Origin of the sequence: Rhizobium sp. L9, from assembly GCF_002531885.1 — a bacterium.
GTDB lineage: Bacteria > Pseudomonadota > Alphaproteobacteria > Rhizobiales > Rhizobiaceae > Rhizobium.
The window spans coordinates 100,260-114,218 of record NZ_NWSZ01000020.1 but is presented as its reverse complement, the minus strand read 5'-3'; the positions used below and the strand labels follow the sequence as shown (position 1 = coordinate 114,218).

Genomic DNA, 13,959 nt, shown 5'->3' with positions numbered 1-13,959 from the left:
CGCCTTTGATCATCAAAGGTAGTTTACGAGACTCAACTGCTGGATCTTCGAGACGATCGTGTAAGCGGTTTCAAGCTGCGTTTCCAAAGTCTTGACGAGGGTCGAGGCTTCGTAGGGATCGACGCCCTGGAGATCGACCAGCTTGTTCTTGATGATGTTCGACTGAGCGTCGAGAGCGTCGTTGGACTTCTTGACGCGCTCCTGGGAGAGGCCAAGCTGACTTGCCTGCGTCACGAGGCCGCTTGTGGCCTTGGCCGTGTAGCTGATGGCCTGCTTTGACACCGTCGTCATTGCATCGGTGCTGAGGTTCTGGCCGAGCAGGGCGGTGGTCATGACCGAAGCAAGCGCCAAATAACGCATGCCTTCGGAATTGGCATTGGTCGAAGATTCGATCACTTCCGAGTTGCTGATGCGGCTCGTCATGTTCTGGCTCGACGCCTGCGACCAGCCGGTCCCTGCAGCCGTCCAGTTCGCTTCGCTGAACATCGGCTCGACCGTCGACGTGATGAAGGTCTCCATTTCAGCGCCGGTGAGGTCGCTGACCGCTTTCGGCGGAACGAGGCCGGCCGCATAAGTGTTGAGCGCAGTGACGATGGCGGCGCTCGTGGCCGTCGTCTTGTCGGTCAGCGGCTGCACGTCCGTGTTGATGCCGGAGAACAGATATTCCCCGTTCACCATGGTGTTGGCCGTATCCATCATGGTCGAAAGTGCGCTGGTGGCCGACTGAATGGCGACGGTTATGCTGCCCGGATCATGGCTACCCTGCAGCGCCGTCAGTTTCGAAACGAGGCCATCGCCGACATCCTTCATCTTGGAAAGACCGAGCTGCGAGGATTCCATGCGTGCGCTGACAAGCGAATTGCTTGATTTGATTGAATCGATTCTGTCAGTCTCGCGGGTGAAATCTACGCTTCTGGCTGCATTGCCGCCGAGCGAGACGCCGATATCCGCATAGACCCCCGTCGTCGCTTCCATCGTCGCCTTCGTCATCTGGTTCTGCGCCTGACGGATCGTCAACCGCATTGCATTCTGAATGGCCGAACTTGAAATAAATGAGCTCTTCATGGCTTAACTCGCAATATCCAGCAATGACTTCAGCATTTCGTCTACGGCGTTCAGAATCTTGGTCGCCGCTTTGTAGGACTGCTCGATATCAAGGAGCAGCGTCAGTTCCTCATCGAGGTTGACGCCGGTCTCATTGGAATAGGCTTCGTCGGAGCGCGACAGTGCCGCCGAAGTGTTTTCGGCCGCCGTCGTCGCGTTGCTGCGGTACTGCTCGAGCCAGCCGAGGGAATTCGTGGCATATTCCATGATGCTGACGTTTGAATCGATGCCCGTCGTGGCGTCGAAGCCGACCGGCGCTCCAGCTGCCGGGTCGAAATCCATGTCGGATGTCATCGCCGTATAAAGGCGGTCGAGTTCAGCTGTATAACCGCTGACGCCTGACGTGTTCAGGACGACGCCGGCGGCGTTGACGCCACCATCGCGCAGACGCATCGGATCGCCGCCCTGCGAGGTGATTACGCGGGTGCTGACCGTGATGGTCGACGCCATCCCGGCGACCGCGGTGGCGCCAGTATCGACCGTGCCGCCGCTCCAGGTGAAGAGGCCCGGCACATAGGCCGGGGGCCCTGCCGTGTTCTGCTCCTTGAAGAGCGAGACGAGGCCACGGGCGATTTCGTCGAGCTGCTTCTGGAAGTTGGGGGCAATCTCGTCGCGAATCTGCAGGAGCGACTGGAGGCTTCCCTGCCCCGTCGTCGTCGAACCCTTGCCGAGCGGCAGCGCAACACCGTCGATATAGACAGAATTGCCGATCGTGGTGGCCGTATAGATATCCTGGGACTTGAACGTCACCTTGCGCGGGATCGTCTCGAAGAGGATCGTTCCATCCGGCGTGCTCAGCACCATGTCGTTGTTGTCGCGCGTCGTCGCACTGACGCCGACGATTTGCGAAATCTGCTTTAGAACTTTTTCGCGTTCATCGAGAGCGCCGGATGCATCCGTACCGGAGGCAGTGGCGGTCTTGACCGCATTGTTAGCCTTCTCGAACTGGCCGAGGAGCGTATTCAGCGTATCGACGGCGGTGGTGATTTCCTTGTCGGCGTTGGCGCGAACGTCCTGAACGGACTGCGAGGCATTGTTCAGCGAGTTGGCGACGTCCTGGGCGGCGGTGATGGCCCCCTGAGCGGCGACGGTGCTGCCCGGCGAGGTTCTGAAAGCCTGCAGTTTCTGTTGGAAAACACCGAGATAAGTCGACGGCGAGGTTTCGTAGTCGTTGCCACCCATGATCGATTTGAGATCTTCGAGGCCGCCCAGCAGGGTCTGCTGAGCGCTGTCCTGAGAGGATGTCTTCAGATACTGGCGCAGCAGGGCGTCTTCCTGTGCCCGGTTGATCTGGACGACCTGCGCGCCATTCAGGGACGTGGTGAGCATCGCCTGCCGGCGCACATAATCTTTATTGCCCGCATTCGAGATATTGTTCGATACGACACTGCTCTGCGTGCCGGTATTGTTGAATATGTTCTGCGCGGTATTAAGTGCGGACGTGAGCGACATGGCTTACCCGTTACCCTACTTATCTCTTGAGGTTGACGAGGACGTCCATGATGTCGGACCCCGTCTGGAACACTTTCGAATTGGCGGTGTAGCTGCGCTGCGCTTCGATCATCTCGGTCAGTTCGCCGGCAAGATCGACGTTCGAACCTTCCAGAGCGCCTGACTTGATCGTGCCGAGGCCGTTGGTTTGAGGGAAGCCGGTGACGGTAACGCCCGACTGGCCATTGGCACTGTAGACGTTGCCGCTCATCAGCGTCAGCTTGTCCGGGCTTGCGACATTGGCGAGCGGAATACGATAGAGCGGCTTGGTGCTGCCGTCTTCGTACTTGGCGTAGACGATGCCATCGCCATCGATCGTGACATCCTTGACCGGGCTCGCCGCCTGGCCGTTCGGTGTACCGGTGCCGGCAAAGGCGGCACCCAGCTGCGTGAAGCCGGAGAGATCCATGTTGATCGATAGAGCATTCGTCGTATCGGCAATGGTGAGGGCGCCGCCGGTCAGCATCTTGCCGTTGCGGTCGAATGTAAGGTTTCCGGAGGCGACAACGGCGCCGGCGCCGCCGGTGTAAGGGAAGGAGGTCGTACCGCCCGACGCCGCATCGGCGTTGCGGAAGACCGCGACCTCCCAAGTGCTCGCCGTACCGGTTGCCGGCGGCGGTGTCACGACCGAGGTCTTGGTGAAGTAGAAGTCGTACATCACCTTGTTGCCGAGATGGTCGTAGGCGACCATCGAAAACTTCTTGGTGTCGGCCGTCGTGGTGGCGGCGTTCGCGCTCGGCAGCGTCGCCGGAGCGACCGGAGCGATATTGGCGCCGGAATCGAGATTGCCCTTGAAGACACCCGATGTCGAGGCGATCGCGGTCAGCCCCTCCTGATTGACGTTGACGGGAACGAGGCCGTCGAAGCCGTTGACTACGACGGCGGGAGCGCCGGAGTCGTAGGAATAACCCATCAGCTGGAAGCCGGCGGCATTGACGAGATTGCCTTCATCGTCCTTCTGGAAGTCGCCGGCTCGGGTCAGAACCGGGGTGCCGTCGGGACCCTGGACGATGAAGAAGCCGTCGCCCGAAATCGCAAGATCGGTGGTGGAGGTCGTGTAAGAAATATCACCCTGATCGGAGACGGCCTGGCGCACGGAGGTCTGAACGCCGCCGGAATTGTAGTTGCCGCCCGAGGAGGGAAGAACCAACGAGGAGAAGCTCGTCGATACGGCCTTGTAACCGGTGGTGTTCACGTTGGCGATGTTGTCGGAGACGGTGCTGAGGCGGTTGGCCTGCGCGTTCATGCCCGACACTGCCGTCTTCATGCTGCCGAAAATGCTCATCTGAAAACCTCGTTTTACCTGTTAAACTCGAGAGTATTTGTCGGGCCTTGCGTGAAGCTGTCTGTCATGGCGAGCAGCAAGGCCAATATCGAGGTTCAGCCGGGCGCCGCCACCCGGCCGGAAAAATCAGGCCCAATCGATGCAGTAGCCGAGGAAGCGCTTGGAATCGACCGGATCGACGCCGAGCTTCTTGCGCAGCTTCTTGCGCAGCTTCGAGATGTGGCTTTCGACGACGTTCTCCTCGACCTCCTCATCGAAGATGCCGTAGATGGCGTTGAAGATCTGGGTCTTGGTGACCCGGCGACCGCGGTTGGCGATCAAATATTCGAGGATGCGGCGCTCGCGCCGGGGAAGCGCAAAGACCTCGCCGTTGATTTCGGGGTCACGGCCATCCGAGAAGACGCGGATGCCACCGATATCGGTGTAGTTGGCGATCGCCTTCAGCCGGCGCCGGATCGCGGCCGCTCTGGCAAGAATTTCGCGCGGATGGACCGGTTTGCGCACCACGTCGTCGACGCCGCAATCGAAAAGCGCAAGGGTGTTTTCAAGCGAGGGCTGGTCGCTGACCGCGATCACCGGCGCCATCGAACGGTCCCGGATCGCCCGGGGCAATTCGAAGCTGCGCTGGCCCTGACCGATCAGGAAGGCCTCGACCGCCGCAATATCCGAATCGGCGGCGGTCTGCACCCACTCGCCGAATTCCGATGGATCAAAGCCGGTGGAGGGAATGCCCTCCCGGCCAAACAGGGATGTGTATCCGTCTTTTACGAGCTCACGCTCATCAACCACTACGATCATTCGTCCGCCTCCGAATCAGTGTGGCACTTCGATGATCTATGGGTACGAATCGCACGAATCGGCGACAACTCGTTAAAGTGAATGGCGGAAATTAATAATTGATTAAGACCTGCATGGCGATTTGATCTACATCTAGTGGCTATGCCTGGATATCCCCACAAAAGTTTCGTGGAAAAGTTAACGCTCGGTTAATTGTGACTTGCGTACCGATTTGGTGCCGGATTCCTGCCACATTGCGACACAGTTCGGTCACAATTTGTCAACTCTCTCTCTGGTTGAATTAATTCTGGCAGAAGTTACTCGCATTGGGAGTCCACTTGCCATAGCCGGTGGCCACCAAATTGGCGATAACGCGGCAGACATATTGCTTCTGCGCGGGATTGTTATTTGGACCCGCGTGGTATCTTGCTACCGCCATCGTCCAGGTCTCATGACGGTCACGCAGGTTGCGGAGAAACTTCGCCGCATATTCCACATTGCGATGCGGATCGAACATATCTTCGGCGGAGGGGAAATTCTCGCCGTGATAATAGTGATTGATCTGCATGCATCCGATGTCGATGAGCTTCGCCCCGCTTCTGCGGGCCACATCGAACTGCCTCATCGCATCCTGTTCCGAGGGCGGGAAAATCGCCTTGCCTTCGACGTTCATGGCATAGGGATAGAGTGAGCCCCTGCGGCCGGTCTCCGTCAGGCCGACCGAATAGAGGATGCCTTCCGGGATACCGTATTTGACCGCAGCCGACTGGATTTCGCGTTCGCAGGCACCGGTGGAAGCGGCTGCCTCAGAGGTAAACGCCGCCAGCGCCGCTGCTGCGAGCACCGCCAGCAGCGACGTCTTCGATACCGGTCTCGCCTGCGCCATTGAAACCTCCATTCGTCCGCTGCGCCATCTGATTGTGGCGCTCGCGCGCCTCGCCGCCCTGCCCTTGCTGAGGCAGCGACTGCTGCTGGGAGGCCTGCCCCTGGCTGCCGGCCTGGTTGCCGGCGTCGGATCGCTCGACGGGGGCCATGCTGATGGTGACGTTGTCGACCGCATAGCCCTGGCTGCGCAGCGCTTCGAGAATCTTGCCGTGATCTTCCTTCAGCTGCCGGTAGGCGGCGCCGGTTTCGACCTTCAGGTCGACGTTCAGGGCGTCGCCGGCCAGGCGCATGGTCGCCGTCACCAGGCCGAGATCGATCGGGTTCATCTGGATCTTCAGCGTATTGACCACCTTGCCGGTGCTCGTCCATTCCGCCGCGTTGGAGAGCGCCGAACTCGGCTGCATGGCGCGCGCCCATTCGGAATCACCGGAGAGAGCGGCGGTGACCGCAGCGGAATTGGTATTCTGCGCCAGGCCGATATAGCGGCGCGATTCGAGGACCGAGACATTCTCGACATCGGTCTTCTTCGCACCGTCCTTGGACCCGGCCTGTTCCGCGCCGAGGTGAACGTCCATCGAAACGCCGCGGCCATCGGCGCGGCTGATCCGGAACGTCCGGCCGTCGGCGGCTTCGGTATTCTCGGCGCCGGGAACCTTGATATCATCAGACTTGACGCTTTCGACATTGCCGCTGACAACCGCCAGGGCGTCGGATGCGTGCCCGCTCGTTTTGGCGACGATACCGGCGGCCGACTTCTCGGCAGATCCGGCCTCGCCGGTCTTGGTGACGGCTTGATGGGCGGCTGCGGCGGCCGGCAAAGCGACCGTGCCATCAGCGGGCTCCTGCTGCAGCAGGCCGAGCACATCGGAAACGCCGCCGTCCTCGGCCTCACCGTCCGTATCCGCATCTGTTTTCGAGACGTCCGTCTTGACGCGCTTGACGCCTTTGGCCACCTGCGCGGCCTCGTCGGCGGACTGATCCTTGGGATCGGGCTTGCCGACGCCTGCCGGCAATTTGAGCCCATCCTTCGCCGGCTTTGCGGCGACCTTTTCGGCATTGGCGACCGTTTCTGGCTGCACTTCGGCCTGTGCCTTCAGTGCGGCGTCGCTGAGATCGATCAGCGGTCTGGCGCCGCTGCGGCTGCGGATCGTCCGCGCCACCTTTCCCGGATCGCCATTGGCGACACTCTGATCCGGCTGTGCATCGTCCGGCGCGCCGTCGACGGCGCTGCCGCCTGTCTCAGCAAGCACATCGGAGAAGCCGCCCTGCTGACCGGCGGCATCCCCCTTTGCAGCCTTTGCAGATTTCGCGGCCGCAGCCGCCTCCGCACCAGAGGCTCCGCCCGAGACGCTCAAGTCCATCATTGTTCGTTGCCTTCCTGCGCCAGAAGACCATCGATCTCGTCGAGCTTGGATCGGCTGGTCGTCACAAATGCGTTGAATGAGGTGTCGGTATCCTGGCTCTGGCCAGTCGATGCCACACCTCCTGGAACAGGCTCGGGAGGCGCGCCTGGCGTCCCCGGTTGCGTGGCTATCGCCGCAGCCTTTTCAGAAGTGATTTCTTGATGAGAAGTGTTAGGATTCGATGCTTGCGTCAAGCTTGCCGGATCCGGCGCACGCAGGATCTGCTCGGCGACGGACCGCGCCGCCGCCTGCAGCGCCTGATCCCGCGGCGAAAGCGTTTCGCCGTCGATGCCGCTGACATTCTTTGCCGCCTGGTCGATATCCTCCGTGGGAAGGCCGGCCATGCCGCCATAAAAATTGGCGAGCGGGCCGAAAGCGTTGTCGGTGCCCGCGCCAAGCAACTGCACATGTTCGACCGCCATGCGCGCCAGCTCGGGCTTGCCCGCTATCGCGGCAGCGCGGGCGATGCGCAGATAGACCTCGCGCTGGCGCGGGGCATCCATGAATGAGAGGATATCGACGACATCCTGCGGTTTGACGTCGTGATCATGGGCGACGACGAGCTTGACGAAAAGATCGGCGAACTGACTGGCATAGGGCGAATGCAGGAAGCGCCTGGCATAACGCTGCGAATAGGCGAGCCCCTTGTCGAGCATTCGCTTGTCGACGCAGATGGCGAGGGAACGGCGCAAGGCTGCCTCCTCGACGATCGTGCCCGGCGCGGCAAGGCGTGCCTGGTCGTAGAGATCAAGCGCATCTTTCGGTTTCGTGGCGATCAGCACGTTGCCACCGATCAGCGCCAGGTAGGGACCGATCTTCTTGTCGCGATATTCCCTGGCGGTTTCCTCCAGCGTCTTGGCGACGAGCAGCCCCTTGCCGGTCAGATATTTGCGCAGCACATCGGTGACGCGGTTATCGAAATAACCGTCGACGTCATGGGCAATCAGATATTCGAGCGTCTGGGGATTGCCGCCGCTCATTGTATAGATCAGCGCCGCATCGACATTGCGGTCATCATCGAAAATCTTTGTATTGGCGGTTCGCAGCCGCTCGTCGATGGTGCCCAGCATGAAGCGCTGCATTTCGCCGGCCGAATGATCGCCGGCGACGACGGAATCCTGCACGAACTGCAGCGACCGCAGCATCTTGTACGGCGCAAGATCGTCCGGATCCTGCGCTTTGCCTGCGGCAGGCGAAAGCATCGCCAGGCCGAGGGCCATAAATCCGACGTAGCGATGCTGCCGACGCGCCATTCGACTATCCCTATTCCGCCTGCACCAGGATCTCGATCCGGCGGTTGGCCGCATTGAACGGGTCGGCGGGGAGCTTCAGCCGGCGGTCGGCGAAACCGGAGACCTGGGAAACGCGCGTCTCCTCCAACCCGCCGCGCACGAGCATGTAATAGGCGCTCTGGGCGCGATCCATCGAAAGCCGCCAGTTCTCGTTCTGCCCGCCCTTGTATTGGCGCCCGTCGGTGTGGCCGCGGATGGCGACTGCGCCACCCCTCTCCTTCAGGATCGTCCCGATCTTTTCCATGGCGAGCACCATCTCCTGGCGCGGAACAGCCGAACCGATATTGAACATCGAATCATCGTTCTGGTCGGAGATGCTGACCAGCAGGCCGCCTTCGGCCGCCGTCACTGTCAGGCCTTCCGCGAGCTTGCCGGCAACACCGCCGATCTGTTGGGAGATCTGCGCTTGAAGCTGTTCAGCTTCCTTCTTCTGCTGCTCCAGCTCAGCCGCGCTCTGGTCGGCTTCCTTCTGATGCTCGGCGTCCTTCCGAGCTTCCGCCTTCTTCTCCTCAGGCGCCTTGCCCTCCGTCACCTTGCCGTCCTTGGCCTCTGCGGCGCCCTTCATTTCCTTGGTTTCCTTAGCGGGGGCTTCCTTAGCGGGCTTCTGATCGGTCGCCAAAGGCACCGGCTTCATATCCTCGGCCTTGGCGATCTCCGTCGTCCCGCTCTCGGTCGGCTGCTCCTCGCTCTTGCCGGGCGGCAAGGGTTTTCCGGCCGTTGTCACCTCGACCTGCTTCGTCCAGAAATCCGGATCGAAGGGATCGCGATAGGCTTGCCCGCCATCGGCGCCGGTGGCAGGGCCGGAATCGGCCGCGCCGCCATCGCCCTTGGCGCTGACATTGGCCTGCTGGCCGACCTCCTGGGCGATCTCGGCGAGAACCGAATAGGGATTCTCGAAGAAATCGGCCTCGGAATAATTGGTCTGGTCGCCTGAGGTCGATGTCTGGTCGTCACCATCGGCGGCGGACTTACCCTCGGTCGGATTATCTTCCTTCTGTTTCGACTTTTCCTTCTTCTCCTCGCCCTCGGCGTGGTCGACAGGCTTCTTCAGGCCTTTCTCCGTCGGCTTTTCGTCGGCAAGCTTGATCGGATTGAAATATGTCGCAACAGCGGCCTTGGTCTCCTCGTTGGCAGCGTTGACCAGCCACATGACCAGGAAGAATGCCATCATCGCCGTCATGAAGTCGGCATAGGCAATTTTCCATGCACCGCCATGGGCACCATCGTGATCACCGCCGCCATGCCGCTTGACGATAATGATCTCGTTTCTGCCGTGGTGATGGTTTTCGCCGTCGCTCATTCGAGAACTTTCTTCAAGCTGGCCGCCCAGGCGGACATACGGGTAACGATGACGGACTCACTGATTTCGACGGCTAGATCGACATCTTCGGCCTCGATGTGCCGAACCGCCGTGGCATGTTCGCCGAGCTCGGCTTTCAATATGTCGAAAAGGCCGGTCGGCCCTCTGACGACGATTGGTCCGGCCGCACCTTCGAGAATTGCTTCACGCAGCAAAGCGGCGAGACTTTCGGCAGCCTTGGCCGCAAGCGCTTCCGTCATGACGGGCGCAATGACGATCGCCGCTGCGGCGCTGACCAGTTGAGCGACTTCTTCGGCGATATCGCGGACGCGGGATGCAATGACCGCAGCCGCCTCCACTTCGTAGCGAATCTTCAGTTCCTCGAGAGCGCGCATATGGGCATCGGCCAGAGCGCGCGCCTCGCTTTCGTATTTCTCGGTCAAATCAGCGGTCGCCGCCGCATGGCCTTGCGCATAAGCCTCGCGCCGCTCCGCCTCGATGTCGACCGGAGGTTCACTCGGCGTCTCCGGAAAACCATCTCCGGCCAAATCGTCGATATCGATGATCGGCGCTGACGGCTTCGGTTCGCCGAAGTCCTTCAAATACCGAGAAAGCGAAATGCTCATAGAAACCATCCAGCATCCGGGAGACGTGCGCCTTGCCCGCCCCCGTTCAAAATGACCTTGCGCGCGACATGTCCTTCGCAGCGAACAAGGGCTTGACCTTGCGCCGGCACGATTTTCGGACGATGCCTTCATGCCGGAAACTAGGAAGTCAAACTTGCGCGAGGATGAATGGCGCCGCCGCCATTGGTGATCGCGCCCAGCTCTACTCCAGCAGAATGAGGATCTTGCTTGCCGCCGTGTTGAGGATCGAGATCGCTTCGACAGCCATCTGCTTCTGAGTTTCGATCGCCTTCTGGCGGATCGAGGCCTCATCCATATCGGTATCGACCAGCGCGCCGACGCTCTTGTCGATCGAATCCGACAGATCGGCCGCGTAGTCGATCTGGTCGTCAATACGCGTCTTCATCACACCGATGGAGGCGGCCGTCGTCGTCAGCGAGGAGAACAGGGAGTCGGTCACATCGAGCATGTCGACGAGCTGGGCGTCGGTGGTGTTCTTGTCGATCACGATCTCGCTGCCCGTCGCCGGCGTGGTCGACCCGGCGTCCAGCAGGTAATAGTTCCGCGGTCCCGTGCCGCTGTTGTTGATCGCCTGGGCATCAATCGCCTTGGTGAACAGGCCGCCGCTCGCATTGTTCTTGTCGATGAGGATGGTCTGCGACGAAGGGAAGTCGATGGTCTGGGCCTGGTATTCGCCCGTCGAGGCGCGCACGAAACCTGAAATGACCGACCATGTCGGTGGCGCTGCCTTGTCACTGTTCAGCAACCAGTTCTCGCCTGCAAACGACGTCGACCCGACAACGGTCTTCAGCTGCTCCTTATATTCGCTGATCTCGGCATTGATCTTGTCCTTATCGGTGCCGGGCTCTCTTGCCGCAACCAGCTTGGCGCGGATCTGGCTGACGAGATCGATCGCCGAATTCATTGCCGTGTAGGTCGCATCCACCTTCGCAGCCCCGAGACCGAGCGCATCGCCGATCGTGCCGAGATTGGTGCTATCCGAGCGCATGACAGTGGCGACCGACCAGTAGGAGGCATCGTCTGCGGCCGTCTCGATCCGATAGCCCGAAGACACTTGCTGCTGGGTCTGACTGGCTTCTTTGTTGATGCTGCGCAGCACCGCAAGTGCATTCACCGCGGCCGCGCTGGTAATCTTAACGGTCATCGACAGGGTCTCGGAATAAGATGAAAGGGCAGGCCGGATTGCCGGCGGCGACTGAAGTGGCCTCATGCCTCCGGCGAAATTTCACCGGCGCGTCGCAAAAGCAAATCAACTCAAGGCGAAGTTAACTCGATATCAACTTGTTGGGCAAGAGCGGCGCCAAGAGCGCGACAAGCGGATTATCTCGTACGTTAAGCTATTGATATAAAACAAAGAACCGCGCCGTTTCGGGCGCGGTCCGGAAGGTTTCCTGCTTGCGGCCGATCGGCGGCGCAAGATTCGATCCAGCTTCAGCGGCTGATTTAGCTGCGGAACAGCGTGAGGATGTTCTGCGCGCTGGAGTTGGCGATCGACAGCGACTGGATCGCCAGCTGCTGCTGGGTTTGCAACGCCGTCAGCTTGCTCGATTCCTCTTCCATGTCGGCATCGACGAGGCGGCCGACGCCCGAGTCGATCGAATCGCTGAGCGCTCCGACGAAGTTCTCCTGCAATTCGATACGGGTCGAAATCGAACCGAGCTGCGATGCAGCCTTGGTCATCGCTTCGAGGCCGGCCTCAATCGAGGTCAGGGCCATGGAGATCTCAGCCGAACCGAAGGTGCTGATGTCCATAGAGTAGATCGAACCGATCGTGCCGTAGGATGTGCCGATGATGCCGGAAGTTGTCTCGATCGTACCGGTCGAGGTCATGCCGAAGAGAACGTTGCCCGTGGAGCTCGTGTCCAGGACGTAGTCGGTCGTCTTGACCGAGACATTGCCGTTACCGTCGCGGACAAAGGTCGACACGACGCTCTTGGTGCCATCGGCGCCGGCGACCCAGTTTTCACCGGAGAAGGAAGCCGACTGTGCGATGCTCAGAAGCTGCTGCTGCAGCTGACCGATTTCCTCCTGGACCTTGGTCTTGTCGACGCCCTTTTCGGTTGCGGCAACGATCTTCGCCTTGATCTCGCTGATGACGTCGATGGCGCTGTCCATGGCGGAGTAGGCGGTGTCGACCTTGGCGGCGCCGAGGCCAAGAGCGTCGGACACGGCCGAAAGCGCCTTGTTGTCCGAACGCATGGTCGTTGCGATCGACCAGTAAGCGGCATTGTCGGCAGCCTTTTCAACACGATAACCCGACGAGACGTGGTTCTGCGTGTCTTCGAGGCTGTCGTTGATTCCGCGGAGTGTCTGAAGTGCGGCCATTGCCGCGACGTTCGTCAAAATGCTGGTCATGAAATGATTGCCCCTTGTTGGCATCTGGGAAAAAGGGACATTCCGGAATGTTACCGGGAACGGGGATCAGCCTCATGCCTGTTAACCGGTTTTTAATGTCGGTTAACCCGCCGTCTCGTTGAGCTGAGAAGACAACATTATGGTTAATCAATCGTTAACGGAAATAAGAAAGCCGCGCTTCATCGAAGCGCGGCTCGAGCAGAGGTGCCCGCCGGAGACCGGCGGGCCATATTTTCTGGCGTTTATTAGCCGCGGAAGAGCGACAGGATGGTCTGCGAAGAGGAGTTCGCAATCGACAGGGACTGGACGGCGAGCTGCTGCTGGGTCTGCAGGGCGCTGAGTTTGGAGGACTCTTCTTCCATGTCGGCGTCGACGAGACGGCCGATACCGGAGTCGATCGAGTCGCTGAGAGCCGATACGAAGTTCTCCTGAAGCTCGATGCGCTTAGAGATCGAGCCGAGAGCAGCACCGGCGCTGGTCATGGACTTCAGAGCCGACTCAACGTTGGTCAGAGCCGTTTGGATCTGGCCGAGGGTGAAGTTGGTGATGTCCATCGCGTAGACGGAACCGGTTGCGCCGTTCGAAGTACCGAGGATACCCGTGGAGGTTTCAACCGCGCCGGCGCTCATGCCGAACAGGACGTTGCCCGTGGAGCTGTTGTCGAGAACATAGTCGGTCATCACGACCGAAACGGCGTTGGAGCCGTCGCGGACGAAGGAGGCAACGACGTTCTTCGTGCCGTTAGCGCCGGCAACCCAGTTTTCACCGGAGAAGGAAGCCGACTGAGCGACGCTCAGGAGCTGCTGCTGCAGCTGGCTGATTTCTTCCTGGACCTTGGCCTTGTCGACGCCGTTTTCAGTCGCGGCAACCAGCTTGGCCTTGATGTCGCCGACGACGTCGATGGCGCTGTCCATGGCGGAGTAAGCCGTGTCGACCTTGGCAGCGCCGAGGCCGAGAGCGTCGGAAACAGCCGAAAGCGCCTTGTTGTCCGAACGCATGGTCGTTGCTATCGACCAGTAGGCAGCGTTGTCGGCAGCCTTGCCGACACGATAGCCGGACGAAACATGAGCCTGGGTGGTCTGGAGACCCTGGTTGACACCGCGCAGAGTCTGAAGGGCTGCCATTGCAGCGTTATTGGTGTTGATGCTCGTCATTGTAAGTTTGCCCCTTGTTGGCAGATCTTAAAAAAGGGACATTCCGGATTTTCGTCCGGCCCACAGCGATCAGCATCATGCCTGTTAACCATTCTCGTTAGGGTTAACTCGCCGTTTCGATGGGCCTAGAAAACAGCAAGATGGTTAAGGAAAGCTAAATTCAAAATGGAAATTCCGTAAAAATATCTGATACTTAGGCGGACGCTCATTAACCTTATGTTAAAACATTTCGCGGCCGGGGCTGACCCGGCCGCGAAACTTGAAAG

The 13,959-nt window shown here is 60.1% G+C and carries 12 protein-coding genes; all 12 read right to left on the bottom strand.

Annotation, left to right across the window (positions count from 1 at the left end; all coding sequences use genetic code 11):
* Positions 1-12: 12 nt before the first annotated feature.
* Positions 13-1,065 carry a flagellar hook-associated family protein gene (locus tag CO660_RS20930; RefSeq protein ID WP_097600338.1) on the bottom strand — a complete coding sequence of 351 codons (1,053 nt, stop codon included), beginning with the start codon at positions 1,063-1,065 and terminating at the stop codon, positions 13-15.
* A gap of 3 nt (positions 1,066-1,068) precedes the next feature.
* The gene (gene flgK / locus CO660_RS20925) at positions 1,069-2,556 is read right to left on the bottom strand and encodes a flagellar hook-associated protein FlgK (RefSeq protein WP_085776972.1); all 1,488 of its coding nucleotides are present in this window, start codon (positions 2,554-2,556) and stop codon (positions 1,069-1,071) included.
* Positions 2,557-2,575: 19 nt separating this feature from the next.
* Positions 2,576-3,880 (bottom strand): flagellar hook protein FlgE, encoded by a 1,305-nt coding sequence (locus tag CO660_RS20920; protein ID WP_085776971.1) that lies wholly within the window; start codon positions 3,878-3,880, stop codon positions 2,576-2,578.
* A 126-nt stretch (positions 3,881-4,006) separates the two neighbouring features.
* Positions 4,007-4,678: a winged helix-turn-helix domain-containing protein gene (locus tag CO660_RS20915; protein ID WP_064709879.1), complete on the bottom strand. Its 672-nt coding sequence runs from the start codon at positions 4,676-4,678 to the stop codon at positions 4,007-4,009.
* Between the two features lie 280 nt (positions 4,679-4,958).
* Positions 4,959-5,543 (bottom strand): lytic transglycosylase domain-containing protein, encoded by a 585-nt coding sequence (locus CO660_RS20910; RefSeq protein ID WP_097600337.1) that lies wholly within the window; start codon positions 5,541-5,543, stop codon positions 4,959-4,961.
* Complete coding sequence (locus CO660_RS20905) at positions 5,464-6,906, bottom strand: flagellar hook-length control protein FliK (protein ID WP_097600336.1); 1,443 nt, start codon at positions 6,904-6,906, stop codon at positions 5,464-5,466. Before CO660_RS20905 ends, CO660_RS20910 begins: the two co-directional genes overlap by 80 nt.
* Positions 6,903-8,198 carry a chemotaxis protein MotC gene (gene motC / locus CO660_RS20900; protein ID WP_097600335.1) on the bottom strand — a complete coding sequence of 432 codons (1,296 nt, stop codon included), beginning with the start codon at positions 8,196-8,198 and terminating at the stop codon, positions 6,903-6,905. Before motC ends, CO660_RS20905 begins: the two co-directional genes overlap by 4 nt.
* A gap of 10 nt (positions 8,199-8,208) precedes the next feature.
* Entirely contained in the window at positions 8,209-9,537 is a 1,329-nt protein-coding gene (locus CO660_RS20895) for a MotB family protein (RefSeq protein WP_097600334.1), read from the bottom strand.
* Positions 9,534-10,163 (bottom strand): hypothetical protein, encoded by a 630-nt coding sequence (locus CO660_RS20890; RefSeq protein WP_097600333.1) that lies wholly within the window; start codon positions 10,161-10,163, stop codon positions 9,534-9,536. Before CO660_RS20890 ends, CO660_RS20895 begins: the two co-directional genes overlap by 4 nt.
* Before the next feature lie 202 nt (positions 10,164-10,365).
* Positions 10,366-11,328, bottom strand: coding sequence for a flagellin (locus CO660_RS20885; RefSeq protein ID WP_097600373.1), 963 nt, complete (start codon positions 11,326-11,328; stop codon positions 10,366-10,368).
* A 299-nt stretch (positions 11,329-11,627) separates the two neighbouring features.
* The gene (locus CO660_RS20880) at positions 11,628-12,539 is read right to left on the bottom strand and encodes a flagellin (protein ID WP_085776964.1); all 912 of its coding nucleotides are present in this window, start codon (positions 12,537-12,539) and stop codon (positions 11,628-11,630) included.
* Between the two features lie 245 nt (positions 12,540-12,784).
* Positions 12,785-13,693 (bottom strand): flagellin, encoded by a 909-nt coding sequence (locus CO660_RS20875; RefSeq protein ID WP_085776963.1) that lies wholly within the window; start codon positions 13,691-13,693, stop codon positions 12,785-12,787.
* Positions 13,694-13,959 lie beyond the last annotated feature (266 nt).

What these genes read in the sequence shown, in the direction of transcription:
- CO660_RS20885 (WP_097600373.1), bottom strand. Translation starts at nt 11,328, where the DNA reads ATGACCGTTAAGATTACCAGCGCGGCCGCGGTGAATGCACTTGCGGTG.
- CO660_RS20890 (WP_097600333.1), bottom strand. Translation starts at nt 10,163, where the DNA reads ATGAGCATTTCGCTTTCTCGGTATTTGAAGGACTTCGGCGAACCGAAG.
- flgK (WP_085776972.1), bottom strand. Translation starts at nt 2,556, where the DNA reads ATGTCGCTCACGTCCGCACTTAATACCGCGCAGAACATATTCAACAAT.
- CO660_RS20930 (WP_097600338.1), bottom strand. Translation starts at nt 1,065, where the DNA reads ATGAAGAGCTCATTTATTTCAAGTTCGGCCATTCAGAATGCAATGCGG.
- CO660_RS20880 (WP_085776964.1), bottom strand. Translation starts at nt 12,539, where the DNA reads ATGACCAGCATTTTGACGAACGTCGCGGCAATGGCCGCACTTCAGACA.
- CO660_RS20875 (WP_085776963.1), bottom strand. Translation starts at nt 13,693, where the DNA reads ATGACGAGCATCAACACCAATAACGCTGCAATGGCAGCCCTTCAGACT.
- CO660_RS20905 (WP_097600336.1), bottom strand. Translation starts at nt 6,906, where the DNA reads ATGATGGACTTGAGCGTCTCGGGCGGAGCCTCTGGTGCGGAGGCGGCT.
- CO660_RS20910 (WP_097600337.1), bottom strand. Translation starts at nt 5,543, where the DNA reads ATGGCGCAGGCGAGACCGGTATCGAAGACGTCGCTGCTGGCGGTGCTC.
- CO660_RS20895 (WP_097600334.1), bottom strand. Translation starts at nt 9,537, where the DNA reads ATGAGCGACGGCGAAAACCATCACCACGGCAGAAACGAGATCATTATC.
- CO660_RS20920 (WP_085776971.1), bottom strand. Translation starts at nt 3,880, where the DNA reads ATGAGCATTTTCGGCAGCATGAAGACGGCAGTGTCGGGCATGAACGCG.
- CO660_RS20915 (WP_064709879.1), bottom strand. Translation starts at nt 4,678, where the DNA reads ATGATCGTAGTGGTTGATGAGCGTGAGCTCGTAAAAGACGGATACACA.
- motC (WP_097600335.1), bottom strand. Translation starts at nt 8,198, where the DNA reads ATGGCGCGTCGGCAGCATCGCTACGTCGGATTTATGGCCCTCGGCCTG.